Here is a 26,663-nt window from a genome sequence, read left to right on the forward strand (position 1 = left end):
CGCGCAGTCCTTCAGTTTTCACCGGAAATGCGGTGTGTTAGGGAGCTACACTGACTGGACAGGCTGGTAAAACGAAGATTCCTACGACCGCGCCTCGAACGCCGCTCGCAGGCCGCGAACTTCTTCGAGCACCGCTTGCCACTGGTCGAGCGTTCCGGGAATGTCGTCTGCTCCAGCGTACGTATCGACCAGCGCCCGCACGTCGCGGGGATTTTCGATGTTCGAAAATCGAATCGACCCGCCACCGGCGGCCTCGACGCCGACCGACCCGTAGCCGAAAATAGACCCGAGGAGGCCCTGGCTGAACGCACTGTTCTGGACACGCGAGAGCGAGACCCGACGGACGTTCCGCGAGAAGACGCCGGTTTTCCGGTACAGGCCGACGTTCGTCACGACGAACTCGGTGTTCACGACCAACAGGTAGGCAGCGCCCGCGATGAGGAATCCAAGCAGTGCCGGAATGGCGAGCAGCGGTTCGTTGAATGCGAATCCAGCCGCGCCAAATCCGCCGACGAGAAGCGCTCCGATGACCATCGCCGGAAGCACCGTCGTGAGTCGTGGATGGCCCGACCACAGGACTTCCTCACCTGCGTCGGGGACGAGCCAATCGAGGTCGCTCATGGGCGGTTCGGCGGGGAGTTCGTCTCCATGACCTCGCGCATCGCGCGGAGTTCGCTGAGAATTTCGTCCAGAACGGCGGCCTTGTCGTCTGCCGAGCCACCGCGTCCCTCGCGGCGGTTGATGCGCTCGTTGATGAGCGACTGGAGTTCCTGTGGATTCGCGACGCTTTGGAAACTCAGTTCGACGCCCGCGCCGCCGGCCGTCGAGATGTCTACTGCTCCGTAGCCGAACTGCGACCCGAAGAAGGTCTGACGGTAGGAGGTGTCCTGCACCTTGTCGAACTCGATGCGCTGGACGTTGCGCGAGAGGACACCGGTCTTCTTGTAGAGGGCGCGGTTCGTCACGACGAAGTTGGTGTTCTTGTGGGTGAGATACGCGCCGACGACGATGGGAATCCCGACGAGGACGAGCATGAGCGGGACGCCGACGATGAACGCGGGCACGAGACTGTAGGGGTGGGGCGTGTCCGCCCAGAGAATCTCCTCACCCTCGTCTAAGGTGAGCCAGTCGAACTGTTGGTCCATAGCTGATTATTCTATTTTACGGGGATAACTCTTGGCAGCGGGGCCGGTCGCGGGTGCCGAGCCGCCTCACTGGAGCCACGCAGACCGGTAGAGTCCGCCCCCGACACCCACCGCGACGACCGCCGTGAGGACGAACGCGAGCGTGCTCGTCGGAGTGGGGACGAACAACGGCCCGACCACCCGTCCAGCGAGGAGCCCGACGAGGACGCATACGACGAGGCGAATCGCCTCAGGAACCACGGGCTACCCGTTCTTCGACTTTCGTCGCCGCGAACCTCCATCGGATAATGTCGCCCACGATGACCGTGAGCTCGTAGTACTCGCCGTCGAACTCGACGTACCGATGACCCGCGAGTCCACCCGGGAGCGTCTCTCCGCGGACGGTGAACCGGTCGCCCGTTCTGGCTTCGTCGAACGCTGCCGCCGCTTCCGGCGTGAGGTCCTCGTACGCCACCAGTTCGTCCTCCTCGACGTTCGATTCGCTCGTCTTCGTCACCTCCAGTGTGTACTCAGCGATGTAGCCCGCGTTCTCCTTCTCGATTCGATAGCGCGACCCCTGGTACACGACGAACTCCGCGTCCAGCAGCGTCTCCGAGACGCGGTCCATGCCGCGCGTCACCTGCGCCTGTGAGCGCATTTCGTCGAACAGTTCCTTGTCCTGTTCTGTGAGCGCCGCGTACTCGACGGTGTTGCCGGACTGGGTGGTTTTCGTTTCTGTGGGTTCCTCGGTCGGTGTCTCGCTTGTCTCGGGTGAGGGCGTATCCGTGGCCGACGGTCCCGTGAACGAACACCCCGCGAAACCGGTGGCAAGCGATACGACACTCAGTCGGAGGACGGTTCGACGCGAGTGGGAGGGCATAGGCGAATGTGGTTGGCTATTTGATAAATACTTTCTGTGGGTTCTCCGAAAAAGCATCGACTGCGAGCCCACTTACGACGAAACGAACACTTACTGACCCGGAGTACGAACCCGAATCCATGGCGAAGGCTCCCGGTCCCTCCACGAGATGCGCCGAGTGCGGAGCGAAAGGGTCGTATCGAAAACAGATGGTCACCGGCGGTGGCTGGCGGGCCGTGTATCGGTGTGCTGAGTGCGGCCACCGCTTTCGCCCGTAGGACACAATTTTCACCTCCGTCGTCCACGTTCGACTATGGGATTTTCTTCGCACACTGGCGAGCGACTCCGTCGCTACTGGGCAACCCGTCTGGGCGTTTCCCTGAAGGCGTTCGAGGAATCTGGTATCACCGTCGGCAGCACTGACGAAGGCGGAGTGCAGCTGTTTCGCCACGAAGACTCGCTGGTCGTCTCTGCGCCAGCGTCGTTCCTCGACGCCGTCGAACGCCACGCACCCGCGCTCGAATCGCTCGATTTCGACGACAGCGACGCGGTAGTAGAGTGGTTCGACAGCTTTCTCTCGCTCTCGAAACTCCTCGGGCCGGCGTTCTACGGCTATACTGACCGCGAGGGATTCCAGCCGGTTTCCTCCGACGCTCGCCTGCTTGGAGTGGCCGACGAACCAGCCTTCGACACGTTCCAGGCCAGCGTTTCAGACGACGAGTGGGACGCAGGCGGCCCGGAGTTCGGCCCGAAGACCACTGTCGGACAATTCGTTGACGGCCGCCTCGTCGCGGTGGCCGGATACGAAGTGTGGGACGACCTGATTGCGCACATCTCGGTCGTCACCCATCCCGACCACCGGAACGCGGGACACGGCCGGGCAGTCGTCTCACGGGTTACCGAACTGGCGCTTTCGCGGGACTTGCTCCCGCAGTACCGGACGCTCAACGCGTGGCCGTGGTCGGTGGCGCTGGCCGAAAATTTGGGCTTCGAGCGGTTCGCGACGTCGTACTTTGGCAGATTCGATGGATAGCGCGCTTCGAGATGTACAACTGAAAGTTTATTATTGGCATTTTCGATGAGTAGTTTATGCCCTCTAGACGACAGTTTCTTTCCACTTCTGGCTTGACTCTAACTGCTAGTTTGAGCGGTTGCTTATCGACAATTGGCATTACAAAGGTCGGCCAAGTAGAAGAGAAAGCAATACTTCTAGAATGGGAGCACGATAGACAACGCTACGTCGATGACGTGCTTTCGATTTGGGGACGCGTAGACGGGGTTACTGGTAGTTTCGACCCCCAGTTCGTTGGGCAAAGCCCCCAAAACCCTGTAAACTTCGCCATCGACGAAGCAGTTCATGACGCACTCGCTTCTCGATTTAGGGTCAAATACCTTCTCGGAATTTGTGGCGATGATTTCTCACCTTGCCTCAATACATGGACGAGCAGAGAAGATTTCAAAAGGGTACAGCTGACCGACGAAGCTGAAGTCTATGCAAAACCAAGTTGGTTCGACGTGATTGACGTCTACGAAAGCGCGCGCTCCGACGTGCCAAATGACGTGGAAACATACGATTTCGCAGAACTCCACCGAGACGACGAACTCCCGCCAAGCCGAAACTAAACAACCGAACAGAATACCACCGCAGAACCGATGTGGTGCGAGCACGGACGTGGTCGCAACGCTTTTTGATGAAACTTTTTCGCGCGAGTGTTTCATCGCTCGCGCCCAAAAAGTTGCCCTAGCAGCGTTCGGCGCAAATGCGCTCGATGATGCGGCCCGTCGAGAGTAGTTCACCCTCGAACTTTTTGTCACGCATCGAGGCGCGTCGAACCTCGCAGTCGATGCCGCGGGCGGCGAGTGCCTTGGCGATGCCATCCTCGTCGTGGTGCTGGTCGTGGCCGAGGACGATGATGTCCGGTTGGATCTCCTCGATGGGGACGAAGATGTCCTCTAAGTGTCCCAGTACCGCTTGGTCAACGCAGTCGAGGGCGGCAATCATGTCGCGGCGTTGCTCGTCGGGGAGGATGGGTTTCTGTTTGTGCGTCACGTTCGCCCGGCGGGCGATGATGACGTAGAGTTCGTTACCCATGGCCGCCGCTTCACGGAGATAGTGGAGGTGGCCGGGGTGGAGGATGTCGAAGGTGCCCTGTGCGATTACCGTCGTCATTGGAGTTCTTTGTCGATGTCTTCCTGTGTAAAGTCGAAGAACGGTTCGTCCGGCAGGTCCACGTCGATGACGCGAAGGTCGCGGGGATTGCCCTCGCGGTCGAACGTCTGCCAGTCGTCACGCCCGTAAGGCGCGCCGATGATGATGTGTGCCTGGCCATTCCCGAAGGTCGCGAGGTCTGCGTCGCTCGGCCGGAGGACGCCGTTCGGGTGGGAGTGAACCGACCCGATGGCGCGCATGTCGTTTGGAATCAGATTCGTCCGGACCGTCGCGCTCTCCTCGTTCGAGACGGTGCCGGGGATGACGAGCACGTCCGTGATAACGACCCCCTCCTCGTCCAGCCCGAGGTCCGCTGCTCGTTCGCCTCGGAGTAGTCCCATGTACTCGTTCGGATGCGTCTCTCGTGACGCTTCGAGCACGAATTCGAGGGTCTCCTCGGCGATGCCGAGTACCTCGCTCGAACGGAATAGCCGCATACCGTTCACTCGGAAGGCGCGCCTTCTAAGCGTTCCGGAAGGGGGACGAACCGCCGACGATGCCGGTTGCCGTACACCTATTTGTCCCTGTGAGCAATTGCCAGTCATGGCGTTTCGACTCACCAACGAACAGCGGGTCCTTCGTGACGATGTCCGCGAGTTTGCGACCGAGGAGATAGAACCCGTCGCCCGTGAACTTGACGACGCGGGTGACTATCCCGAAGCAATCCTCGCAGAACTCGGCGACCGTCGCCTGACCGGCCTCACGCTTCCAGAGGAGTACGGCGGGCGCGACGAGGGACTGGTCGAATTCTGTATCGTCATCGAAGAACTGGCCGCGGCGATGATGCCCGTCGCGAGCGCCCTCGCGCTCCACCTCGGCGTCGCCACCGTCGTCGAACGGTTCGGGAACGACGACTTGAAAGAGTCCCTCTTGCCCGAGATGGCTCGGTTCGAAACGGTCGGGGCGCTCGGCCTCAGCGAGGCGAACGCGGGCAGCGACAAACTCGCCATGGAGACGACTGCGGAACGAGACGGCGACGAGTGGGTCGTGACTGGCCACAAACAGTGGGTCACGAACTTCTTCGAGGCCGATTACGTCCTCACCTACGCGAAAACCGGCCCCGAGGAGGCGGCCCCGGAGAACATCAGCGCCTTCCTGATTCCGACCGACGAATTCGAGGTGGAGACGGTCTGGGACACGCTCGGAGCACGAAGCGTCCCCTCGCCGAAAGTGACGCTCGATTCGGTTCGCGTCCCGGACACCCGCCGAGTCGGAGAGACGGGGATGGCCTACCTCGAACGGAAAACTATCACCAACGGGGTCAACGTCCCCGCACGGGGCGTCGGCATCGCTCGCGCGGCACTCGAAAAGACGGTCGCCCACACCAGCCAGCGCGAGCAGTTCGGTGGCCCGCTCAGCGACAAGCAGGGCCTCCGGTGGCGGGTCGGCGAGATGGCGACGCGGGTGGATGCCGCCCGGTTGCTCACCCTTCACGCCGCCGACCGTGCGGACCGCGGCGTCCCGCTCGACGGTGCGTTGCACATGGCGAAAATCCACGCCACGGAGGCGGCGGTCGAGAACGCAAACGAGGCGATGCAACTGCACGGTGGCATCGGCTACACCACCGAACGACACGTCGAACGCTACCTTCGGGACGCGAAACTCCTCACAATCGCCGGCGGGCCGAACGAAGGCCACCGGGACGCGCTCGCCGCCGCTGTGTACGATACGCGTCGCTAATTTGGGCCGAGTCCTCGCATACGCGAGACACCGTTTGCAAAGCGTTAAACGGAGCAAAGCCAAACGAGAAATAAGAATGTCATCACCACCCGATGCCGGCGATACTGCCGGCGCAAGTTCTTCTGACCGGGTTGTTGTCTATGACCTCGCTGCGGAGTGTACGCTGAAAGACGTCACCGCCGAGGAGTACTACCACGCAACCGTAAACGGAGTCGTCGACTACGGCATCTTCGTCGATATTTCCGACGAAGTATCCGGTCTGGTTCACGAGTCCGCACTCGACGGAAGCTACGAAGTCGGCGACGAACTCATCGTCTACCTGACCGAAATTCGCGAGAACGGCGACCTGAGTTTTACCGTCGCTGACCTCCCGGACTACGAGACAGTCACCGTCGCCCACGACTACGAGATTTCGGACGCCGACTCGCTGACCCCGTCCTCGACCGACACCATCCATCTGGAGGGTGAGGTCGTCCAGATCAAACAGACCGGCGGCCCGACCATCTTCCAGGTGCGCGACGAGACGGCCGTCGTCCCGTGTGCAGCCTTCGAAGACGCTGGCGTCCGCGCCTACCCCGACATCGAAGTCGGCGACGTGGTTCGCGTCACGGGCGTCGTCGATTCGCGCGACGACGCGATTCAGGTCGAAGCCTCGAACATCGACGCCCTCGACGGCGAGGAAGCCACCGAAGTCGCAGCCCGACTCGAATCCGCCCTCGACGCACGCGCCGAGGCTGCAGACGTCGACCCGCTCATCGACTGGCCCGCGTTCGAGAAACTCCGACCCGACCTGAAGCGCGTGGCGACGCTCCTGCGACGCACCGTGCTCGAAGGGCGCCCCATCAAGATGCGCCACCACGCAGACGGTGACGGGATGTGCGCGAGCGTCCCCGTCCAACTCGCCATCGAGCGCTTCATCGAGGAGACCCATCAGGACCCATCGGCACCGCGCCACCTGCTCAAGCGCCTGCCGAGTAAGGCACCGTTCTACGAGATGGAGGACGTCGTCCGCGACCTGAACTTCTCGCTCGAAGACCGCGCCCGACACGGCCAGAAACTCCCCCTCCTGCTCATGCTCGACAACGGCAGCACCGAGGAGGACATCCCGGCCTACCAGAACCTGGCCCACTACGACATCCCAATCGTCGTCGTCGACCACCACCACCCCGACCCGGAGGCGGTCGAACCGCTCGTCGAAGAGCACGTGAACCCGTACATGCACGACGAGGACTACCGCATCACGACGGGCATGATGTGCGTCGAACTCGCGCGGATGATTTACCCGGACCTGGCGGACGAACTCAACCACGTCCCTGCTGTCGCCGGGCTCACTGACCGCTCGAAGGCCGAGGCCATGGAGCAGTACATCGACCTCGCGGAAGCCGAAGGCTACACTGAGGACGACCTCTGGAACATCGGCGAGGCACTCGATTACGAGGCCTACTGGCTCAAGTACAACGACGGTCGTGACCTCATCAACGACATCCTGAACGTCGCTTGCGACGACGAGGAGCGCCACCGGAAGCTCGTCGAGTTCCTCTCCTCGCGGGCAGAGCGCGACGTCGAGAAGCAACTCGACTCCGTGATGCCCCACGTCGAACACGAGGTGCTCGACAACGACGCGCACCTCTACCGCATCGACTTAGAGCGCCACGCCCACCGGTTTACCTACCCCGCACCGGGGAAGACGACTGGCGAAATCCACGACCGCAAGGTCAAGGAGACGGGCGAGTCGGTCATCACCATCGGCTACGGTCCCGACTTCACGGTCCTCCGCTCCGACGGCGTCCGCCTCGACATCCCGAACATGGTTCAGGAACTCAATGAGGAGGTCAAAGGCGGCGGCGTCAGCGGCGGCGGCCATCTCGTCGTCGGGTCCATCAAGTTCGTGAAGGGGATGCGTGAGGAAGTCCTCGACGCGCTCGTCGAGAAAATGGCGGCCGCGGAAATCGACGAAGAGCTTCGCAGCACCATCGTCACCCACGACTGACCACGAAACGAACTTTCTTTCCAACTACTCCCGCCGCGAGTGCCGACAGTGCAACCGCGCCGAGCACGCCCATCGACACCCACCACGACCCGCCGCGACAATCTGCGTCGAAAACGCTCGTGAAATAGTCGCCGATGGCGTCGCCGTGCAAAACGACTACCACCTCTCGATTCTCTCTGAGCGCGTGGTCGTTCCAATTCAGACTGCCGAGGACGACTGTGTCGCCGTCCACGATGATGCCCTTCGCGTGAATCTTCTCGAATCTGCCGCGTGGCTCTGCTACGCGAACTTCGAGCGGAAGTCCTTCCCTACGCGCCCGGTCGTTCAGTGCGGTGGCAAGTGCCTCGTTTTCCTCGCGGGCGTACCACGCGCCGCTGAGGAGAATTCGTACCGAGACGCCGCGATGCGCTGCCCGAAGGGTAGCTTCCAACAGCGCGTGGTCACGACCGCCAATCGTGACCTGCTCTACCAGAATCGATTCCTCTGCCGCATCGAGGTGCTCGACGAGTCGGGGTTCGGCGTTGTCCGGGGTGACGAGCAGTTCGACGGACTCGGCGCTGAGGGATTGCGGGCGGAAGCGACGCGGATACGACCCGTTGGCCGGCGGGATTGAAACGAACTCGCGAGTGGAGCGTGCCCGCTCCCACGCCGTTGTATCGCGCCACTCCGCATCCGCCCGGAAGGTGGCCGCGAGTTCGTCTGCGAGCGTGGCGTTCGCCACGACGACTCCCCAGCCACGACTCGCGTTACCGCCGACTCCCGCCGGCTTCCAATTCTCTGTGAGGACGATAGCACGGTCGTCCACGACGACGTACTTGGCGTGGTGAAACGAATAGCGAGCACGCGGGCCACCGACGAGTTTGACGGAGATACCTGCGGCTGTGAGTCGGTCGAGCGTCGCCGCCTGCTGAGTCGTCATCCCGCCGACGGGGTCGCAGTCGAGCAGTATTCGAACAGCGATGCCACTGTCGTTGGCAGCGACGAGGGCGTCTGCCACCCGCGACGAAGAGAAGGTGTAACCCGCGAGGAGGATGCGACTGTCTGCAGTCTGGATTGCGTCGAGCGTCGCATTTGGTGCGTCCGGGAGGAACGTCGTGACGGGAACAGGTCCAACCGAAACGACCGGGCGGTTCGTTGCACCGAGGGGTTCCCACGTCCATCCTACGTCCGTCCGCTCCCACCGTTCGCTCGGCGGTGCGTTCTCGTACGTGACGGTATCCACGACGTTTCTCTTGTGCCGGAGCGTTAGCGTCTCCCCGCCGTTCGACAGTTCGAGCGCAGTCGGGAGTGTGGCGACTGGATACTCGGTTCGATTTGCGGTTACCCCTAGTTCGGCGGTCAGGGCGCAAGGTCCCGCCAAATTCACACGCGACAGCGAGACGGTCGTCTCTCCATCTGATAGCGTCCAGTTGCCTGTTTTGGCTGTCGGAAACTCGATGACGACGTACTCGCCCGCGTCGTCTGCCGTGAGCGGATTTGGGTACACCGCGACGAACGTGGGCTAGTCTGCGGTCGGTGACGCGGTCGCTGGAACACGGTGAGCACGAGCGCGAGTGCGAGGACCAGACGGACGAACACGCCACGGAGTGGTCCCAGCTTCGTGTAAAAAGGTTCGTCCGGTCAGGCCGCCGGTTCGGTCGTCTGTTTGAGCGCAGCAGACGCCTTCTCGGCTTCGACCTGCAGGATGTAGGACGCGTCTTCGTCGTAGCGGGCAGCCTCTTCGAGGGCCGCCTTCGTCCCAATCTGGTTGAGTGCCCACGCGGCGCTCGCGCGGACGGTGTCGGACTCGTCGTCGTCGAGCACGTCGCCGAGCGGTTCGACGGCGCGGGTGTCGCCGAGGAGGCCGAGTGCGCGCGCCGCCTGGCTGCGAACGCCTTCGTTCTCCGCGACGAGGTTGTTAGCGATGACCTGCGTGGCCTCTTCGTCACCGATTTCGCCGAGTGCCTTCATCGTGACCTTCTGGAGTTGTGGGTCGTTGTCGGCTTCGACGTATTCGAGCAGCGTCTCCAGTGCGTCCGGGTTGCCGATTTTGCCGAGCACTTCGATCTGTGGCTTCTTGCGCTTCTGGGCCGGACCGATCATCGCGTCGTAGGCCTCAGGCGACCCCATGCGGCCGAGGGCTTCGATGCAGTGTTCCTGCATGAAGTTCGACTCGAGCATGTCGAGTGCGAGGAGAATCATCTCCGGGTTGTTCTCCTTTTCGTAGATGCGAACCGCGTTGAGTTCCGGTGGGTAGTCCTTGCGATTCTTCGGCGTCAGCACGTCGTAGAAGCCCTGTGCGTCGAGCTTTTCGACGACAGTGAGGTCGTCCCACTCCTGGGCGTCCTCCAGGTCCTGTTTGAACTCTTCGGTGGCTTCGACGAGTGCCGCGATGGTCTCTTCGTCCTCGTCTGCGTCGAGATTCGCGGCTTCGACGGCTTCTGCGATTTCGTCGAGCGTGTTGAGCACGTCGTAGTGCGAATCGCTCTCGACGACGAACGAGGCGTCGAGAATCTCGCCCATCCGGTCGGCGTAGGACCCGGCGGCCGTGACGACTTCGTCGTCGCCTTTCTCGGTCCACTCGCCTTCCTCGATTTTGGTTTTCGCGGCCTCGATTTCACTCACGACATCCTCGGCGTACGGGCCACGAGCGTCTTCGAGTGCGTCTCGCAGGTCGCTCAGTTTCGATTCCAGTTCCTCGCGGGGGTCGTCCTCGTCGTCGTCCTCCGGTTCTGGGAGTTCGGCCGCTCCGAGGTCCGTCTCGAGAGCGTCGAGTCGCGCCTCGATTTCGTCGAGGTCAGACTCGGTTTCCGCCTCGTCTAAGGACTCTTCGACCTCAGCCAGGCGTTCTTCGAACGACTCGGGTGTTACTGCGGGTGCGTCCTCCGCGGGGGTCTCGGGTTCCTCGTCCCCGTTGCTCATATACGTGAACTACCGGCAGGTCAACCTAAGAGCGTTTCCCTTCGGCCTTATCGCCAGTAAAAGCGCGGAGCCAACACGAGGTAGGCTACCGCGGCCACCAGCAGGCCCTTTGGGAAGATGCGGTCGAACGCCAGTGGTGCGAGGATGGCGAGCGCCTGAATCATGCCCATGGCAATCGCGTCGCGGGCGTACAGTTCCGGGTACTGAATCGTCGTGACCATGAGGTACGCAAAGAGCCCGGCAAGTCCCACGAGCAGCGTCGCTCCCTGGAAGCCGGCGAGAAAGACGACGGCGAGTATCGTCGCCGCGAGCGTCGATTGGACGCCCTCTGTCGTGTGTTTCGCCACGTCGTAGGCGGTGTAAAGTCCCAGTCTGATGACCGCCGCGGCGACGAACAGCGCGGGCAGACCAAGTGCGGCGACGCCTCGCATCGAGAGGTCACCGAGAACGAGGCCCCACTCCGCGTTGGCGACGCTCACGACGAACAACGCGGGGGCGACGCCAAACGAGGCCACGTCCGCGAGCGAGTCGAGGTAGTCACCGACCGGCGTCCCGCCCATCTTCCGGGCGATGACGCCGTCCAGTCCGTCGGCGACGGCGGCGAGCAGTATCAGTCGCGCGGCGAGCGACGGGTCGACCATCGCCACGGCGGCGGCCAGAAAGCCGAGAGCCGCGTTGGCGACGGTGACCGCGTCCGCGAGTCCCAACCGCCCGACGAAACGGGGCTGCATACTGTGGCGGTGGAGAGGTTCGGCCTTACCTCTTTATGTTCGTTCGCACACCCAATCGGCGAGCATATATCGTTCCAGCCGTGAGATTCGACTATGCACCGGCGTGCGTTTCTCTCCACCGCCGCGACCGCCCTGACACTGTCTGTGGCTGGCTGTACGTCGTCTGGACAGCCAGACGGGAGCGCGGAGTACGACATCGGGATGTCCGCAAACCGCTTCGTCCATCCGAGCGACCCCTACGAGGTTCCCGTCGGCACGACCATCGTCTGGAAGAACACAGGTGGCCGCAGTCACACCGTGACGGCCTACGAGGCCGACATTCCCGACGGTGCTGCCTACTTCGCCTCCGGTGGCTTCGAGTCAGAACAGGCAGCGAGAGACGCCTGGACGGGCAACCTCGGCGGTTCCATCGCACCGGGTGAAACCTACGAATACACGCCCGAAGTTCCCGGCGAGTACACCTATTTCTGCGTCCCCCACGAACCCGGCGGGATGATTGCGACGTTCGTCGTCACCGAATAGCCGTCGCTCGTGGGGGCGATGGGACGCACCCGTCCGCAGGCCGCAACCTATCCACAAACCGCAAAATATCTCGATAACGAGAAGGCCGAATTACGCTTCGGTTTCTTCGTCGTCTTCTGCTTCGAGTTCTTCGTCGACGTCGACGCCGATGTCCTCTTCGTCTACGCTGACGGAGGCTTCTTCCTCGGCCTCGACCTCTTCTGGGCGGGCTTCGAGGGTGAATTTCTGGACTTCGACACGGCGAAGCGGGTAGATGGTCTTCGCTTCCGCGTAGATGGCGGAGGAGATGCGACCGTCGACGATGCTGTCGACGATCTGCTCGTAGGTGTGGTCCTCGATGGTCTCCTCGACCATGTTGATCATCTGCTTGCGGATTGCGTGTTCCTGGCTGTGGTTCGCACGCTTGGTCGTCAGGGCGAGCGGCTGAATCTCGACGCGGTAGCCGTCTTTCGTGATGGCCGTAATGTTCGCGTCGATTTTCGAGGCTCCGCGCCGGACGAGGCTGCGAAGGTAGTCGCGGGTGAGTTCGTGCTTTACGAACTCGGTGTACGCGGCGTCGCTGCCGACGTCGTTCACCTTGAAGGTGAGTTTGGTGTTGTTCTTGCTGGCGTCGTTCGTCAGTTCGCCAAGCGTCGTTTCGATGGTTCGGTCGTAGACCTTCTCGGCTTCGTCAGCAGGCGTCTGACCGAGTTCTGCGCGGTCGAATTGTTCAGGTGCGAGCACCTTGTACCAACGCTTCTGCTGTTTACGCCGAGAGACTGATCGTTCACTCATTGTTGGATTCTGTTTTCGGGTTGTTCGTAAGCTGTGCTGCCACCGTGAGGTTCACCACGTAGTCGTCGACGGTCGATTGCAGGCCGCCGGTCGTCTCGCGCTCGATGATCATCTCGATTTCGTCGTCGGTGACCGTCATGCGCATCTCTGGCGTGTTGTCCGGTTCGAGCGCCGCCGCAATCTCCGCGGCGTGCTCGTGTGTGGTCCGGATGGTCGCGCGTTTCATAGCGCCTCCCTGAACGCCGTGACGAAATCCGGAGCCGACACGTCGGCCCCAAATTCGGCGTAGCCCTGTCTGTCGCGCCCACCGCCGGTTCCAGAGACGGTAGCCGCGGCCGCTGCCATCTTTTCGCCAAGAAGCCCCTGTTGCTCGGTCGCGCAAACTGCGGCCCGGCCGTCCGCGACGACCAGCGCCACGGGCTCCGGCGAGCGGAAATCCCGGAGCAGGCGGGCCGTCGTTCGAACTGGCGGGTTCGCGTCGTCGTCGATGCGGGCGACGAACAGGCCGTCGTATCGGCCGGTCGCCGCTTCGCGGAGTGCCGCGTGCGTCCGCTTCGAATGGGCACGCCAGGCGTCGAGTGCTGGGGTCTTCGCATCGTGTCCGAGCGCGAGTGCGAGCGCCGTGCCCGGCTGCTCGCGTGCGACGGTGTCAAGTACGTCTGCGAACCCTTCGACCGTGGCGAACGGGCCGTCGGTCGCATGGGGGTGCAGGGCGCGCTCGACCGCCTCGGCTGCTCGCGGTGTCGCCCCGTCTGCAGAGACAGTAGCGAGGGCGAGCAACGAAGCAAGGCGTCGCTGTGCGCGGGTGTCGAGGTCGACAGGTAACTCTATGTCTGCCAGCGCCGCGGTCGCGGCCCCCTCATTCCCTGAGAAGGGCGCGTGAGCGAGGGTCGTATGGGCGAGCCCGTTCGCGAGGTCCGCCGTCGGGATTCCGACGCCGGGTCGCTGATTCACGAGGTCACGCTCCGTTGCGCGTTCGAGAAGCTCCGCGTACTCGCTCGGATGCCCTTCCGCGGCGACGACGCCCGCGAGGGCGCACACCGGGTCGGGGTCCGCAGCGAGTTCGCGTGCGACGGTTTCCGCCGTCACGCTCGCCGGTCGTGCGCTGGCGTCGATGGCACCGTCGTACGACGGGTCGGTCCCGCCGACGAGGAGTGTGGTGACGTCGTCCGTGTTGGCCGGTCGCGAGAGGTTCCCCGAGCGAGCCACGCTCGCCTGGAAGGGGACGCCAGCACCGCTCAGGGCGCGGGCGATGAGCCCCGTTGCGGCGAGTGCATCGCCGTCTGCGTGGGCGACGAACCGAACGAAGTCGGCGTCGCGGCACGTCGCGGCGAGTTCACTCGCGTCGGGGGCGTCTCCTCCTGTGCGACCGGTTGCGGACATCGATTACTGGAGACCGAGGATTTCTTTGGCCTCTTCGTACTCGTACTTGAAGTTCGCGGGGAGCTCGTCGCCGCGGTAGTACGAGACCAGCCGGCGCACTTTCGACTCCGTGTTCTGGAGTGCGCGCTTGTTCTGGTGGTCCTTCGGGTTCTCCTCCATGTGGTCTCGGAGACGCACGGCGCGCGTCATGAGGTTACGGAGGTCTGCTGGAAGGTCGTCCTTCGCGTCATTCTCTTCGAGAATCTGGGTGACCTTCTTGCCCGTCGCCAGCTTGACGTTCGGGACAGGCGTGCCCTGAACACCTTCGTCACGGAGTTTGAGTCCGATGACGGCTGGGGTGTGACCCTGTTCTGCCAGTTCGACGACGCGCTCTTCGACTGCGTCTGCGTCGACGTCGCTCCACTCCGGTGGTTCGTCAGCCACGGGTCGGTCCGATTTGGACGAGCCGCGGCGTCGAGTGTGCATTCGTGCCATAGTTGAGGATAGGAACCGCACAGACCGCTCTAGACGTTTCGGCGCGGGACGCGCCGGTCACTACCGCAATCCCAGAGCCGTGCAAGTGCACGGCGATGTCAGATTTGCGGCCGTGTTGTTCCCACGGGTAGTTCACCCCCTGAGCCACTAAACGGTTTCTATGCGCATTTTCGCCCTCCCGAAGGTGGTTCGATGGGTTTATGAACAACCGCCGGAAAGCGAATATTGCTGACGCGGGCTTGTAGATCAGGGGTAGATCACTCCCTTGGCATGGGAGAGGCCCCGGGTTCAAATCCCGGCAAGTCCACTATTATTTTCGCGATACAACACGACGAGCGAAGCGAGTCACGCACCGTCTGAATTATATCCGACGAACGTACATTGATGAACGACTCTCCCCAGATTAGTACTTCGATTGTCCGCAGTACGCGTCGATTTCAATGAGTATGACAATGTTGAAGGCACTCTCTGGTTCGAGTTTCTGTCGGCACAGCACCTCGCGTTAAAGGGTCTGATTAAAAGACTGTTATTTCACAGTAGTGGACAGGTACGCTAGCGGAAAATTGCTATCCGTAGTATAACTAACACCGGCATACCCGTAAACCAGATGTCATGAAAAGCCGACAGACAGGGGCCAATGGTGCCCGTTCAGTCATCCTATCTTCAGAAGCGTTCTATGAATCGAGTAGGGACGTTCGATTCCCCCTCGTTTACGCCGCTGCCTCGGCAGTGGTAGGGGGAATGCTACTCGGAGGGGTGAGTGCGGTGGTCGATTTGACCGGGCTCTCCTCGGTCTTTTCGAGCGTCTCGCTTGTCGTCATCCTGGCCAGTCTGTTCGGCTACACGAGTTTCCTCTGTCACGTCGTGTGTACGCACGCGGTGGTGAGCGCGTTCGGGGAACGGGGGTTAAAGCGCACCGTCGAAGCGCTGGCGTACCCCACCGCCTTGCTGCTCTCTGTCGGCTGGATTCCAGTTCTCAACCTCATCGCCATCGTCTATGGATTCTCGATGCAAGCGAAGGGGCTCCAGAACCGTCATCGTATGAGCGGGTTCCTCGCGTCGAGTGCGGTTGTTCTCGGCGGTGTGTTCGGAATTATCAGCTTCATTGCTCTCAGTTTCATCATCGTGCTTGTGCTCACCCTCCTTATGCCTGGGATGAGCGGGTACTTCTGACGTCCCCGTACCTAGAGTTATCACGGAGCGACGACGACCACTCTAGCGATGGATTCAGACACCTACGACGACCTGGTGCAGTCGCTCACGCCCCACGAAAGCGCAGGTGGCGTGACGACCTACCGGAACACGGTGAGCATCGCGTGTCCTGCCTGCGAGAAACCATTCGACGACCTCGTGGTGTGCGAAGACGAGTACAACAGCCTCGAACTGAGCCGGTTGCTCGACCTCTGCGTCTCGATGCACGACGACGACGTGCTGTTGTTCACCCACCAGCACTGACAGCCACCTAGACCTAGCTTTTTGCACGCTGCTCACGTCAATTCACTTATGAGTGACACCCACTCGTCGGTGATGGGCGACGCGGAGATCGAGGCGTTTCTCGACCGCGGCGGATCCGGCGTACTGGCGCTGGCTCGCGACGCCGACAGCTACGCGATTCCCATCTCCTACGGCTTCGACCCGGCCACGACGCGGTTTTACTTCCGGCTCGGTTACGGTCCCGAGAGCCAGAAACGAGCCTACGTAGAAGACACCGAGACGGCGCGTCTCGTCGTTTACGATGAGGTGGACGGTGAGTGGCGAAGCGTCATCGCGGCGGGTCGCCTCCGTGAGATTGCGGACGACGAACTGAATCTCGAAGTCGTCCGGGCACTGAGGCAGGCCGACTTGCCCCTGCTCGACATCTTCGAGACGCCGACAGAGGACCTCGTCTTCTCGATGTACGTGCTCGATACCGTCGAACTTACGGGTCGAAAATCAGCACGTCCTCACTCGATATAGCGCGGAGATTCCTCAGGTTCGTCCACCGCTACCTCACCCATAATCTCCTCTCGTATCTTCGCGACGTCCTCGTCGCGGATACGAACCGTTAGGACGGGTGAACTCGCCTCTCTCACGACTTCCTCTGCGATGCTTCCGAGCACGCGCTTTCGCTCCCCGGTTCGCCCGTGCGTTCCCATTACGATGAGGTCGATGTCCGCTTCGCGAGCGTATTCGAGGATGGCTTCGTGCGGAATTCCCTGCAGAATTTCGTACACGAACGATACGTCCTCAAAGTCCGGCTTGTCTTTCACCCGCGTTTCTACCTCGGTGAGTGCGCGCTGTCCCTCCTCCACGAGGAGTTCGACGATACGTTCCTGAGTTTCTTCAGGCAGGATGATGTACGACCGCACGTCCACGACGTACACGACGTGGACGGTCGCCCCGCTCTGTCTCGCCTGATAGAGACACTGCGTAAGCACCTTCGACATCCCAAGACTCCCGTCGGTTGGGAACAATATGTTGTCGTACATCTCGTGTATTGATACTGTCGCATCGCAAAGATATAGTCTTCCGGGCGGGGGTCACATCCGGGAACACTTCAACGAGAGATAATTTCACTGAGTGACAGAATGTTTTATAGTCTGACACTGCCAGGGAGTATCTATGACCGGGTCCTCCGGGCCGCGAGTGTGTACTTCGTTCTCTCTCACGGGCGACACTCGTGGACAGATGGAACCAGTTGGCACAATTCTCATCATGGCGCTCGTGGTGATGGGAACGACCGCAGTGGCCGCTTTCGGTGCGGTCGTTATCGAAGATACCCGTCAGCAATCCGAACTCGAACGTGCAGAACAGACGCTCACACTGTTCGACTCACGTGCCGCGATGGTCGCGCTAGGCGCATCGAGCCAACAAACCCTCGATTTCCCGAACGCAAACGGAAATTACGAAATCCGCGAACGTACGGGATGGATTCGCGTCACCCACAACAACTACACCGGAAACGGGGACACCGAGACAATCTACAATCAGAGTCTCGGAGCCCTCGTCTTCACAACCGACGATTCGGAAATCGCCTATCAGGGCGGAGGCGTTTGGCGAAAAGACGGCGACGGGCCAGCGCGAATGATCTCTCCACCGGAATTTCACTATCGTGATGCGACGCTCACCCTCCCGCTGATTCGCACGACCGGCTCGGGATACATCTCCGGGGCAACCACCGTTACCATCGACCCGACACAGCGCGAACGCCACGTTTTCCCGAACACTACCGCAGCGGCGCGTGCCGCAGACGGAACCGAACAGGGTGCACCGTACAACGTTACACAGGCTCTATACAGGAATCCACTCAACAAAGGCACGATCAACATCACCGTGAAAGGCCCCTACTCCGAAGGTTGGGCGGAGTACTTCAGAACGCGGACGACGGGTGCTGTGTACGCAGACCACGATAACGAAACCGTCACCTTACAGCTGAAATCGACCGGCAACCCGCTACGGGACTTCCAGATACCGGAGCCGGACGGCTCTGTGGACGTTCCGTCGATGGCGACGAATCACAAAGTGAACGAGTTTCAAGTCGAGCTTCACGGGGACAAAAACGGGTTCAATCAACTCCACTGGTCGCTCTACACGAAAGACAGACCCAACACCGAATTCGAGCTTCACGTCGCATCAACCCAGAACCTGTGCGGAGCTAATCCGGGCACACTCGACATGAGTATCTACTACTACAACTCGACGACAGGGGTTCACGAAGAGTGGCAAAACGAAGCCATCGACCCGTATACCGACCCGAACATCGATATCGACTGCGACGAGAAGGTACTTACCATCGACTTCACAAGTGACACGTCCCTCACGTACGGCGACATTGATACCCAGGGAAGCGACAACAAGTGGAACTACGGCCCCGAAATCGTCGGCAACGACGCACCGTCTTCGACCACGATCGACCAGCACGAAGCAGACTGCGATACCAACGGCGACGGGGTCTGTAGCGACCCCGCTGAAACGGATCCAACGTACACCGAAGACGCCGATGCCGAATCAGTCGACTTTCTCGTAAACCATTACTTCTCGCTGATGGGGCCGACGTTCGAACTCACCGTCCACGAAGGACCCGGGAAGGGCAACGAGAATAATGCAGGCCGCGTGGACGCCAGTGAATCGTCGGGCTATCTCGACTACGAAGTTACCGATGATTCTCGATACATTACGTTCCTCCACATCACGGAAAATGAGATTACGGTGCGACTTCGCTAGCGAGGTTCATTCGATTTCGATGGTCGTCTGCACTTTCGTCACGTAACCCTTGTCCACGTTTTCGAGCGTACACGTTACCGTCGTTCCTGACGTCGTAACGTCGTTGCACTTCCCTTCGAAGTACGATTCCCAGGCCTCGAAGCGCGGACTGGTCACGGACACCTTCATCGTGTACGGGCCATTCGACCCCGTCGATTCGACGACGGTCGATTCGTGAATCGCTCTGACGCGAACCGTCTTCGATCCGCCAATGTCCTGATTGGTCGTCGAAGTCGTCTGGACGATCATGAACAGCGGATTTCGGTTCGTTGGGTTGTCTTCGTCGAAGACGAATCCTGGTTCTCGCACCATTCGCGCGGTGTCCGGTTGCTCACGAATGACCGCCCCAGCTTCGTAGACGATGTCAGTTCCCGTCTGTGAGTCGTAGACGATGGGCTTGATGACCACCGGCAGCGACGTCGGTTCCGTCACCCCACTCTGGTCGATGAAGGTGTATTGAATCTCTACCTCCTCGTTGACCGAGAGCTGGGCGTCAGCGAGACGAACCTCCGTCGCTCGACTCGGCGCGCCGTGTTCGGAGATATCCTCCATATTGTGCGCTAACACGTCGAAGGCTCGCTCTGCGTTGTTCACGCGCTCTGCATCTCGCGTATCGGCAAGTCCACCCAGTCCCGTGACGTAGATGACGCCGATAGTCAATGAGATGAGCGAGAAGATGAGGATGAACCCAAGTACTTCGCTCACCGCTCGATTATCCATTTTGTACCTCCACCACTGCACCATCACCCACGATTTTGATTGGACCACCATCGACCGACGACGGCGATATCGTCGTCTTCGAAACGAACTCGATTCGGACCAACGTGTCGGTCCGAGCGCTGGTGAGTGTCAGGTAGTACTGCTGGCCAGTGTTGTGTGTAACCGTGATTCTGTAGGTCTGTCCTGCCACCGATTTCGGCAGGTCGCGATTCAGCGTGACCTCCCCGCCCTCTTGCGTGAATCGGTCGGCCGCAGCGAGGTCGCTCACGACCTGCTGGCCGAGAACGGACAATTCGTTTCGAGTGACTTGCTCGCGCTGATCCTCGATGAGATTGCCGCCCGCGATGAGTAGGCCCATCACGAGCACCGTCGCGACCCCGAGACCGAGGACGTAGTTGAGCGTCGAGGAGACACCTCTGTTGTCCATCATAGCTCGTCTCCGTCAGAGGTTACGCGAACGGTGTTCGAGTACGAGACCTCTGGGTGATGGTAGTCGATTTCGATGGTCGCCGAATAGATGGCGTTCGCGATGCGTGGTTCATCCGGTGCAGAGCCGAAGTTGCCGGTATCGGACGTCGTCTCGAGGATAACGTCGTAGGTGCCAGATATTGAACCGTCGCCGCCGTTCCGGAAGTGGATGTCGTAGGAGCTCGGCAGATCGGAGAGGAGCGACAAAGCCTCACATGACTCGCCACTGATGGTCCCTTCGGTTACGTTGACCTTGGCCGTTTCTACTCCTACAGTACACGACTTTTGCGTTCCGCCCGCGTTTTTAACCGTAATTCTCGTATCGCTCGAATCGAGGTCCGGATCTTCCACATAAATATGCCACGTGTTGCCGCTCGCGTCTGCGAATTCGACGTAGAAGCAATCCGTCAACGTCACGCAGGTGATAGACGGGTTGACCTTCATGCTGAAGTCTCGCGTGTTTGAAACGCCCGTCGCGAGCGTCCAGTCAGGACTGCCTGCTGCGCTGTCAAGCGCAGACGAAGAGGTCTGGAAGATGCGCTTGCCGTCCGTCATTGACGTCACGGAAGTCGACACAAATTTGCCGCTTTTCGCGTTGTGGCTCGAACTGAGCGTATTATAATCATCGACGCTATCACCGATGCTGTCAGAGAGCGTTGTGGAACTTCCGTTGTCGTGTGCGTTCGCATAGGCAATCGCACCCTCGACGCTCGACACGGCGTCGTCCTGGAACTCGAACGCGTCTGCGGACGCGCCGTCGTTGCTCCGCGTGGCCAAGTTCTCCGTGAAGATGGCCGTGTTCAGCACTAACGCGAGTGCGACGAACATCACGGCGAGGACGAGCCCGATGACCAGGATGATCTGGCCACGGTCGTCTACATTCGCCATACGACCACCTCGATTTTGACCACGTTGAACACCGCGCTTCCGGGCCTCGCGTCGCTCATGTAGAATTTGTCTTCGTCGGCACCCTTGCTCACTGTGTAGGTGGTTGGGTTGCCTTCGTGGTCGTAGAGCACATCGTCGTCATAGAGTGTCACAATGCGAGACGCGGTGACCGCGTTATCGCTCGGCACCCCACGGTAGACGAGGCGGCGTTCCCGCTCAGCCCCCGTTTCAGTCATGTGAACGATATTCACGTTGTACGCGATACCCGCATCCCCGAAGTTCCGTTCGAGCATATTAGTGAAAGTCAAATTTGGCTGAAGATTATCGACGTAGTACTGTCTGGAAGAGGTGTTATGGAACCGAAGGTAATCGGTTCGATTGTCCCAGAACACTGGGGCAACTTCCAGCGTGCCGTTCTCCAGCGCCGCGGCGAGGACGCCCTCTGCGATTGCGCGCTCCTGATTCTCGATGTGCTGGCTCGACGTACTCGCAGACAGCGGCGTGACCGCCGTTGCCTGAAGCGCGAAGACCAGCCCAGTGATGAGCAGGAACGACGCGACGATGCCTTCGAGTGTGTGTGCTTGTGCTCGCATGATTACCACATCCTCACGATGAGTGACACGTCCTGTCCGTCGAGGTAGACGACGCGTCGGGCGACGACCACCGATCCACTCGAAGTGGGCGGGACGCTGCCCTCTCTGAGGAGAGTCCCACCAGTTGGGACAATCTCCCCGTTGCTGTCCAGCCTGAGGATTTCTCGGTCGCCGTCCCCATCCGTGTCGCGCTCGATGGTGATGTTGAGTTTCTGGAACGTTTCATTGATTCCTACTCTGTCATAAACACTGTCGGCAGGTTCGAAGTTACAATTCCCAGGGTCAGTTCCACCGAAGAATGCTCCTGTACATTGACCGTCCAATAGGTAAGGTTCGCCGGTCGAACCGAGCATATTCTTCGATAGTTGTGTGGCAACTCGGTCCACCGCCACCGTGTCCTCTTGGACGCTGTCGTTGAACGGCTCGATCATGCCGGGCACGAACGAGAGTACGAAGATGACAATGATGAGGAACATGCTCATCCCCACCAGGAAGTCCATCGAAGTTTGTGCGCGTCCGTTCATATTAGCATGAAGACGAGCAGGGCGAAGGTTGGCAGGATGACTGCGTACTTCACTCCGCTCAGGAGACTTGCATCGCGCATGTAGCCGGCGATGAATCCAGACATGAGCGCCTGCAGGGTCACGGCGTGGAAGAACAACATCGTCAGCATGTCGATGTTGAGCCCGCCACCGAAGGCCCCAGAGTCACCACTCGCTTGCGCAGAGAGGCCAGCCATCGTGTCGAGGAATTTCACCTTGAGGATGGCCATGACGCCGAGCAACACCAGGTAAGTCATGATGATGATGACGATCTGCATGCGGGTGCGGCCGACCCGCTCGCGGTCGATGTCGTCCTGGTTCTCGGAGGCCTGTGCGGCCGTCGAGAGAACGTCCGTGATGTTGCTGGATGTCTCCTGTGCCTTACTCACGAGTTTGACCGTGCGTGCGAGGCGCGGAATGTGGTAGTGGTTGTTGAACTCGATAAGGGCCTCCTTGAGGCTCATGCCGTAGTTCACTTTCGCGTGAATGGCTTCGAATTCTTCTGCCAGTTTCCCACGCGACGTGTCAGCGACCACTTTCAGCGATTCGAGCAGGGTCAATCCCGTGTCGTTGGCACTCGACAGTTTGCGAAGGTCATCAGAGAGGTTCTTGATGATCTTCCATCGCGAGCGCAGGTTCCACTCGTTGAACACCGCGAGTGGAAGCAGCGTGACGTACATGGGCATGTACACCCAGAAGAACGTCCCACCGACGGGGTTCGACTGAAGCTCCTCGAACGACGCAGGCGCGAGCCCCGCCATGATGCAGAATCCGAGCAACACGATTGCTGCTGGCACGGTCAGTGCGAGCGTCGCGAGCGGGTAGTCACGGAAGAAGTGGTGTGGCTTTCGCAGTAGCTCCATCGTGACGAAGGTGCCTTCCTTGCTTTTGATGCGGTCGAAGACCGCGTAGGTGCCCGCGTAGCGCTCGATGAGGCCGAGGCCGAGCATCCCGCGTTCGCGCCGCTGGATGTCCGGGTCATCTTCGTGTAGGTAACCGTCACCTGGTTCGCCAGACTTGACCGTCGCGACGAGCACGAGGAAGCCAATTCCCGTCATCGGGATGAGGCCGTAGACCGTCCCGTAGAGCATGAAGTCCTGTGCTTCACCGAGCATACTCATGATGACGAGGATGATGATGAGCAGCAGCGGGAACAGCGAGAGCGTCATGTACATCTCGCCGAACAGCTCTAAGGTTTCGAGCTGGAGTTCCTGTTCCTGCTTTGCGGTGCGCATGTGCTTTTCCTTCTTGTCGTCAAGGAACCGTGTCATATCACCACCGGAGTTGACGATAGAGAGCATGTCCGTGAGGAATTGCCCGAGCTCGTCACTTGGCGATTGCATCGCCTGATTGCGAATTGCAGAGCGGTAGTCGGTGTCGAAGTATTCGGTTTCGAGGACGATACTCTGGAACTCCTTTGCCACCTCACCGTAGGTGTCCTCTGCTTTCGCCATGGCCTGGAGGATCTCGATCTGGTTCATGCCACCCACCGAGAGGGCGTACATGAACGAGATGGAGTCAGGCAAGAGCATGTTGATCTCCCGCTTTCGCTCACCAGCGCGGTAGTACGGCACGGAGACGATCGCACCGAATCCGATGCCGAAGCCGACCAGCCCAAAAATAATGCCAGTCACAAGGACCAGCGCGGGTATCTTTAACGCCTCAACGATGGCGAACAGCTGGGGTGAAAGCTTGAGACCGAGGAGCGTTGGCGACTCCTCGATGAAAAGCACGAAGATGACGTAGCCGATGGCGATGCCACCGAGCCAGAGCATGAGCCCGAGGAGCACTCCAATCGCGAGTGCCCACGAGAGGAAGAACTCCACCGTGTGTGGCATTCGCGCAGCTGCGAGTTTCTCCTCTACGTCGGCGACGAATTCACTGTCCTCGCTAAAGAGACGGCGGTACAGCGGGTAGAAGGAGTCGCTGATGGACTTTCCTTCGAAGCTGCTGCTACCGCTCATCGTTTCCGGAGCCATTTACTCGTCTTCCTCCTTGAGCGGTTCGAAGCCGCCGAAATCGAACTCCTCGAAGGGCTCTGCGTCGCCCTCGTCGTCGCCGCCGTCGGTCGCCGCACCCGCTTCGTCCACACCCATTCCGAGGGCCAGGGCGAGAGCCGGTGATTCAGCCGTGCGGTAGCGCGGGAACAGTTCTTCTTCTGCTTCTGCGAGTAGTTCGTCCGTGTATGCGCGCAGCTCTGCGTACGGGTCCGGGCGCGGAATCATCGCTTCCTTCTCCGGGTCGATGTCGATCATGACCGACTCCATCTGCCGGAGTTCCTCTAAGCGTGCTTCGAGATCGTCGTTCGCGATGAGGGTCATGATAGTGTCGTTGTCGTTCATGAATGCCTGCATGGTCGCGGCGACCTGTGGGTAGCTCTTCAGCCCGCGGTTGATGAGGTAGGCGAGGACAATCTTGCGCAGGTAGATTGCCTCGTCGAGTTGGTCGTAGGACCACCCGCGGTCGAAGCGAATCTCGTCTAGCGTGTTCGACTCGCCCATGCGCAGGAACTCGTCGCTCTCCGCTTGCCACTGGAACACGTCCTGGACGTTGATCTCGTCGTTCTCTGGGTCGTAGTGGTTGATTTCGGTGATGGACTTGCTCCGGCGAACCTTACTGCCGTGGACACGCGTCGAGGTCTGAATGCTCACGAGGTCGAGCGCCGTGAACATCGTCTTCGAGACGTTGATTGGTTCGGTCGTGAAGCGTTTGATGACCTCACCGACGGAGTCGGCGTGGAAGGTCGTCAGGGTGGTGTGACCCGTGGACATGACCTGGAACAGCGTCCGGCCTTCTTCACCGCGAATCTCACCCATGACGATGTACTCAGGGCGCTGACGCAGTGCGGCCGCGAGCAGGTCGAACTCGTCTACGTCACCCTTGTCGTCGGCCGTAAAGGACGGACGGGTTGTGGACGCAATCCAGTTGCGCTGTGGCAACTCGACTTCGCGCGTGTCTTCGATGGACACGATCTTCGACTTCGACGGGATGAACAGCGACACCGCGTTCAGGCTGGTCGTCTTCCCGGATGCCGTCCCACCGGCGAAGATGAGCGACTTGTTGTTCTCGATGCACAGCCAGAGGTAGGCCATCTCGTCGAGCGAGAAGGTGTGCCAGTTGATGAGGTCGACTGGCGTGAACGGCACTTCCTTGAACTGACGGATGGTGTAGTTCGTCCCGTGGTCGGACACTTCGCGGCCGAGCGTGAGCTGGGCACGCGAGCCATCGGGCAGGGTCGCGCCGACCTGTGGCTGGCGCTTCGAGATACCCTTGCCCGACCGCTGGGCCATCTTGACGACGAAGTCATCGAGGTCTTTCTCACCGTGGAAGATGTTCGAGATAATTTGCTCGTAGTCCGAGTGATAGACGAAAACGGGCGAGTTGTATCCGTCACACGAAACGTCCTCTACGTTGATGTCGTGTTTGACGCCGTCGATGCGTTCGAAGCCGACGAAGTCGCGTTTCAGCATGTAGAGCAACTTCTCGACCTGGTACTCGGTGACGGTCTTCGCGTCCTCTTCGAGTATCGCGGGTTCGGGACGGGTCTGTATGCCGTTCAGGTCGCGGACGGTGGTATCGACTTCACGCTCTGGCGCTTTGCCGATGAGGCCCATGAACTGGTCTTTGAGGCTCGGCTTGCCTTCCGCCGGCCGCGCGAACAGGTCGTACCGTTCGAGAAGCTGTTCGGTCTCACGGGCGATGACTGCCCCTCGGTCGGCCTCGTCTCCTTCGACGATGATTTCCTCGTCAGAGTACTTAATTGCCGTGCGGAGTTTCCCGGTGAGGAACTCCTTCAGCTCATGCTCGATCGGCGTGAGGTACGGTTCGATGAGGTAGTACTTGTGTTCGTTTTCCTTCGTCGAGAGGAAGATGCTCACGAACGCAAATGGCTTGTTGACCCAGTAGCGGTCAACCTCGCGGAAGTGAGATTTCTTCGAGAGCGGCACGGCCTTTTCGAGATCGTACCGGCTCACGACAGTCTTCGTCCCATCGTGGTTCGTGAAGAACGCGTCTTCGTCTAGGTCCTCGAGGACGGTGACAGTGCGCTCGTCGACGGTTTCTGCAAGTGATTGTGCGACCTTGTTCCCGTAGCTGACGACGTTCGGCAGCGCGGCCGGGTCGAGTCCGAGGAACTCCTCCGGGTGGAATTCGCGGACGGTTCCCGTCTTCTTGTCTACCGGCGGGAGGCCGTTTTCATCGTAGTAGTACTCCAGTTTGAAGTGTTCCCAGTAGTACTCTCCGAGTGCGACTTCGACGTGCTCTACGTCGAGGAACGAGTCGAAGTACGCGTCGAGCCTCTTCGCTCGGGTGGCACCGTTGGTAATTCGTTCTGCTGTCTCTGCAGGGTCGAACCCGAGATATTCACTCGGGTCGAACTCGATGACCTCTCCAAGAAGGTCTTTCGGGTGTTGCCCGTCCGCGTCGAGATAGACTTCTCGTTTGAAATCTTCCCAGTTGTAAGCACCCATTACTGCACCGACAGAGGTTTCCTCGGTCGTTTCCGTGACGGTATCCCCCCCGTCGCCGGACTGGTCGAAGCCAGCATCGTCGGCGTTATTCTTC

General features: G+C 60.4%; 30 protein-coding genes, 1 tRNA gene and 1 pseudogene. 11 read left to right on the top strand and 21 right to left on the bottom strand.

The features are described from left to right. Positions 1-81 precede the first annotated feature (81 nt). The 4 genes and pseudogenes from P0648_RS07725 to P0648_RS07740 all read right to left on the bottom strand — a co-directional run bounded on the left by P0648_RS07725 (position 82) and on the right by P0648_RS07740 (position 2,004). Positions 82-621 carry a PH domain-containing protein gene (locus tag P0648_RS07725; RefSeq protein WP_276247842.1) on the bottom strand — a complete coding sequence of 180 codons (540 nt, stop codon included), beginning with the start codon at positions 619-621 and terminating at the stop codon, positions 82-84. A gap of 23 nt (positions 622-644) precedes the next feature. Continuing rightward, positions 645-1,145, bottom strand: a pseudogene (locus P0648_RS07730) (PH domain-containing protein); the annotation flags it as partial. 66 nt (positions 1,146-1,211) lie between these two features. Then, entirely contained in the window at positions 1,212-1,385 is a 174-nt protein-coding gene (locus P0648_RS07735; protein ID WP_277505813.1) for a hypothetical protein, read from the bottom strand. After that, a complete protein-coding gene (locus P0648_RS07740; RefSeq protein WP_277505815.1) occupies positions 1,375-2,004 on the bottom strand; it encodes a hypothetical protein in 630 nt (209 codons plus the stop codon). The genes P0648_RS07735 and P0648_RS07740 overlap by 11 nt, the downstream gene beginning before the upstream one ends. Positions 2,005-2,123: 119 nt before the next feature. Between P0648_RS07740 and P0648_RS07745 the strand changes: the two genes are divergently transcribed. Genes P0648_RS07745 through P0648_RS07755 form a run of 3 tightly spaced genes read left to right on the top strand, consistent with a single transcriptional unit; the run spans position 2,124 to position 3,606 of the window. Then, a complete protein-coding gene (locus P0648_RS07745) occupies positions 2,124-2,261 on the top strand; it encodes a hypothetical protein (protein ID WP_277505816.1) in 138 nt (45 codons plus the stop codon). A 35-nt stretch (positions 2,262-2,296) separates the two neighbouring features. Continuing rightward, positions 2,297-3,016, top strand: coding sequence for a GNAT family N-acetyltransferase (locus tag P0648_RS07750; protein ID WP_277505817.1), 720 nt, complete (start codon positions 2,297-2,299; stop codon positions 3,014-3,016). 56 nt (positions 3,017-3,072) lie between these two features. Next, positions 3,073-3,606: a hypothetical protein gene (locus P0648_RS07755; RefSeq protein WP_277505818.1), complete on the top strand. Its 534-nt coding sequence runs from the start codon at positions 3,073-3,075 to the stop codon at positions 3,604-3,606. Between the two features lie 118 nt (positions 3,607-3,724). Here P0648_RS07755 and P0648_RS07760 read toward each other — a convergent pair whose 3' ends face one another. Both P0648_RS07760 and P0648_RS07765 read right to left on the bottom strand, forming a co-directional pair. Further along, positions 3,725-4,153 (bottom strand): FAD synthase, encoded by a 429-nt coding sequence (locus tag P0648_RS07760; protein WP_277505819.1) that lies wholly within the window; start codon positions 4,151-4,153, stop codon positions 3,725-3,727. After that, positions 4,150-4,629 (bottom strand): Mov34/MPN/PAD-1 family protein, encoded by a 480-nt coding sequence (locus P0648_RS07765; RefSeq protein WP_277505820.1) that lies wholly within the window; start codon positions 4,627-4,629, stop codon positions 4,150-4,152. The genes P0648_RS07760 and P0648_RS07765 overlap by 4 nt, the downstream gene beginning before the upstream one ends. A gap of 106 nt (positions 4,630-4,735) precedes the next feature. Between P0648_RS07765 and P0648_RS07770 the strand changes: the two genes are divergently transcribed. Together P0648_RS07770 and P0648_RS07775 are read left to right on the top strand one after the other, a co-directional pair. Continuing rightward, entirely contained in the window at positions 4,736-5,872 is a 1,137-nt protein-coding gene (locus P0648_RS07770; protein ID WP_277505821.1) for an acyl-CoA dehydrogenase family protein, read from the top strand. 76 nt (positions 5,873-5,948) lie between these two features. Further along, on the top strand, positions 5,949-7,862 hold the full coding sequence (locus tag P0648_RS07775) for a DHH family phosphoesterase (protein ID WP_277505822.1): 1,914 nt from the start codon (positions 5,949-5,951) through the stop codon (positions 7,860-7,862). Here the strand turns inward: P0648_RS07775 and P0648_RS07780 are convergent. The 3 genes from P0648_RS07780 to P0648_RS07790 form a co-directional block, all read right to left on the bottom strand. Then, entirely contained in the window at positions 7,849-9,348 is a 1,500-nt protein-coding gene (locus P0648_RS07780) for a phosphatidylserine/phosphatidylglycerophosphate/cardiolipin synthase family protein (RefSeq protein WP_277505823.1), read from the bottom strand. The two genes, P0648_RS07775 and P0648_RS07780, sit on opposite strands and share 14 nt — an antisense overlap. Positions 9,349-9,482: 134 nt before the next feature. Continuing rightward, complete coding sequence (locus tag P0648_RS07785) at positions 9,483-10,763, bottom strand: HEAT repeat domain-containing protein (protein ID WP_277505824.1); 1,281 nt, start codon at positions 10,761-10,763, stop codon at positions 9,483-9,485. Between the two features lie 47 nt (positions 10,764-10,810). Beyond that, on the bottom strand, positions 10,811-11,494 hold the full coding sequence (locus P0648_RS07790; protein WP_276247829.1) for a protein sorting system archaetidylserine synthase: 684 nt from the start codon (positions 11,492-11,494) through the stop codon (positions 10,811-10,813). Positions 11,495-11,587: 93 nt separating this feature from the next. Between P0648_RS07790 and P0648_RS07795 the strand changes: the two genes are divergently transcribed. Further along, positions 11,588-12,016, top strand: coding sequence for a plastocyanin/azurin family copper-binding protein (locus P0648_RS07795; protein ID WP_277505825.1), 429 nt, complete (start codon positions 11,588-11,590; stop codon positions 12,014-12,016). A 90-nt stretch (positions 12,017-12,106) separates the two neighbouring features. Here P0648_RS07795 and P0648_RS07800 read toward each other — a convergent pair whose 3' ends face one another. From P0648_RS07800 to P0648_RS07815, 4 genes are read right to left on the bottom strand one after another with little or no spacing between them, the layout of a single operon-like run. Further along, positions 12,107-12,790, bottom strand: a complete 684-nt coding sequence (locus P0648_RS07800; protein WP_276247827.1) for a 30S ribosomal protein S3ae — start codon at positions 12,788-12,790, stop codon at positions 12,107-12,109. Beyond that, on the bottom strand, positions 12,783-13,016 hold the full coding sequence (locus P0648_RS07805) for a KEOPS complex subunit Pcc1 (RefSeq protein ID WP_277505826.1): 234 nt from the start codon (positions 13,014-13,016) through the stop codon (positions 12,783-12,785). Before P0648_RS07805 ends, P0648_RS07800 begins: the two co-directional genes overlap by 8 nt. After that, the gene (locus tag P0648_RS07810) at positions 13,013-14,173 is read right to left on the bottom strand and encodes an exonuclease RecJ (protein ID WP_277505827.1); all 1,161 of its coding nucleotides are present in this window, start codon (positions 14,171-14,173) and stop codon (positions 13,013-13,015) included. The genes P0648_RS07805 and P0648_RS07810 overlap by 4 nt, the downstream gene beginning before the upstream one ends. Before the next feature lie 3 nt (positions 14,174-14,176). After that, positions 14,177-14,647, bottom strand: a complete 471-nt coding sequence (locus P0648_RS07815; RefSeq protein ID WP_276247824.1) for a 30S ribosomal protein S15 — start codon at positions 14,645-14,647, stop codon at positions 14,177-14,179. 235 nt (positions 14,648-14,882) lie between these two features. Between P0648_RS07815 and P0648_RS07820 the strand changes: the two genes are divergently transcribed. From P0648_RS07820 to P0648_RS07835, 4 genes are all read left to right on the top strand, one after another. After that, positions 14,883-14,954: transfer RNA gene (locus P0648_RS07820), tRNA-Ala, on the top strand. 458 nt (positions 14,955-15,412) lie between these two features. Continuing rightward, positions 15,413-15,820 (top strand): hypothetical protein, encoded by a 408-nt coding sequence (locus P0648_RS07825; protein WP_277505829.1) that lies wholly within the window; start codon positions 15,413-15,415, stop codon positions 15,818-15,820. Between the two features lie 48 nt (positions 15,821-15,868). Then, the gene (locus tag P0648_RS07830) at positions 15,869-16,102 is read left to right on the top strand and encodes a hypothetical protein (protein ID WP_276247822.1); all 234 of its coding nucleotides are present in this window, start codon (positions 15,869-15,871) and stop codon (positions 16,100-16,102) included. Between the two features lie 48 nt (positions 16,103-16,150). Next, a complete protein-coding gene (locus tag P0648_RS07835) occupies positions 16,151-16,603 on the top strand; it encodes a pyridoxamine 5'-phosphate oxidase family protein (protein WP_277505830.1) in 453 nt (150 codons plus the stop codon). On the opposite strand, the gene P0648_RS07840 is transcribed toward P0648_RS07835, so the two are convergent. After that, positions 16,591-17,115 carry a universal stress protein gene (locus tag P0648_RS07840; protein WP_276247820.1) on the bottom strand — a complete coding sequence of 175 codons (525 nt, stop codon included), beginning with the start codon at positions 17,113-17,115 and terminating at the stop codon, positions 16,591-16,593. The genes P0648_RS07835 and P0648_RS07840 overlap by 13 nt on opposite strands. Positions 17,116-17,314: 199 nt before the next feature. Between P0648_RS07840 and P0648_RS07845 the strand changes: the two genes are divergently transcribed. Beyond that, on the top strand, positions 17,315-18,850 hold the full coding sequence (locus P0648_RS07845; RefSeq protein WP_277505831.1) for a hypothetical protein: 1,536 nt from the start codon (positions 17,315-17,317) through the stop codon (positions 18,848-18,850). Between the two features lie 6 nt (positions 18,851-18,856). Here the strand turns inward: P0648_RS07845 and P0648_RS07850 are convergent, their stop codons facing one another. The 7 genes from P0648_RS07850 to P0648_RS07880 are packed head-to-tail and all read right to left on the bottom strand — an operon-like array spanning position 18,857 to position 26,569. Beyond that, positions 18,857-19,609 carry a hypothetical protein gene (locus P0648_RS07850; protein ID WP_277505832.1) on the bottom strand — a complete coding sequence of 251 codons (753 nt, stop codon included), beginning with the start codon at positions 19,607-19,609 and terminating at the stop codon, positions 18,857-18,859. Continuing rightward, positions 19,602-20,039 (bottom strand): hypothetical protein, encoded by a 438-nt coding sequence (locus P0648_RS07855; RefSeq protein WP_276247817.1) that lies wholly within the window; start codon positions 20,037-20,039, stop codon positions 19,602-19,604. Before P0648_RS07855 ends, P0648_RS07850 begins: the two co-directional genes overlap by 8 nt. Further along, the gene (locus P0648_RS07860) at positions 20,036-20,965 is read right to left on the bottom strand and encodes a hypothetical protein (protein WP_277505833.1); all 930 of its coding nucleotides are present in this window, start codon (positions 20,963-20,965) and stop codon (positions 20,036-20,038) included. The genes P0648_RS07855 and P0648_RS07860 overlap by 4 nt, the downstream gene beginning before the upstream one ends. Further along, positions 20,953-21,558, bottom strand: a complete 606-nt coding sequence (locus P0648_RS07865) for a hypothetical protein (protein WP_277505834.1) — start codon at positions 21,556-21,558, stop codon at positions 20,953-20,955. The genes P0648_RS07860 and P0648_RS07865 overlap by 13 nt, the downstream gene beginning before the upstream one ends. Positions 21,559-21,560: 2 nt before the next feature. Further along, a complete protein-coding gene (locus tag P0648_RS07870; RefSeq protein ID WP_276247814.1) occupies positions 21,561-22,058 on the bottom strand; it encodes a hypothetical protein in 498 nt (165 codons plus the stop codon). 20 nt (positions 22,059-22,078) lie between these two features. After that, entirely contained in the window at positions 22,079-24,079 is a 2,001-nt protein-coding gene (locus tag P0648_RS07875) for a type II secretion system F family protein (protein WP_369685672.1), read from the bottom strand. Beyond that, positions 24,080-26,569 (bottom strand): type II/IV secretion system ATPase subunit, encoded by a 2,490-nt coding sequence (locus P0648_RS07880; RefSeq protein ID WP_277505866.1) that lies wholly within the window; start codon positions 26,567-26,569, stop codon positions 24,080-24,082. It abuts the gene before it with no gap. Between the last annotated feature and the right edge of the window lie 94 nt (positions 26,570-26,663).

Source organism: Haladaptatus sp. DYSN1 (genome assembly GCF_029489995.1).
GTDB lineage: Archaea > Halobacteriota > Halobacteria > Halobacteriales > Halococcaceae > QDMS2.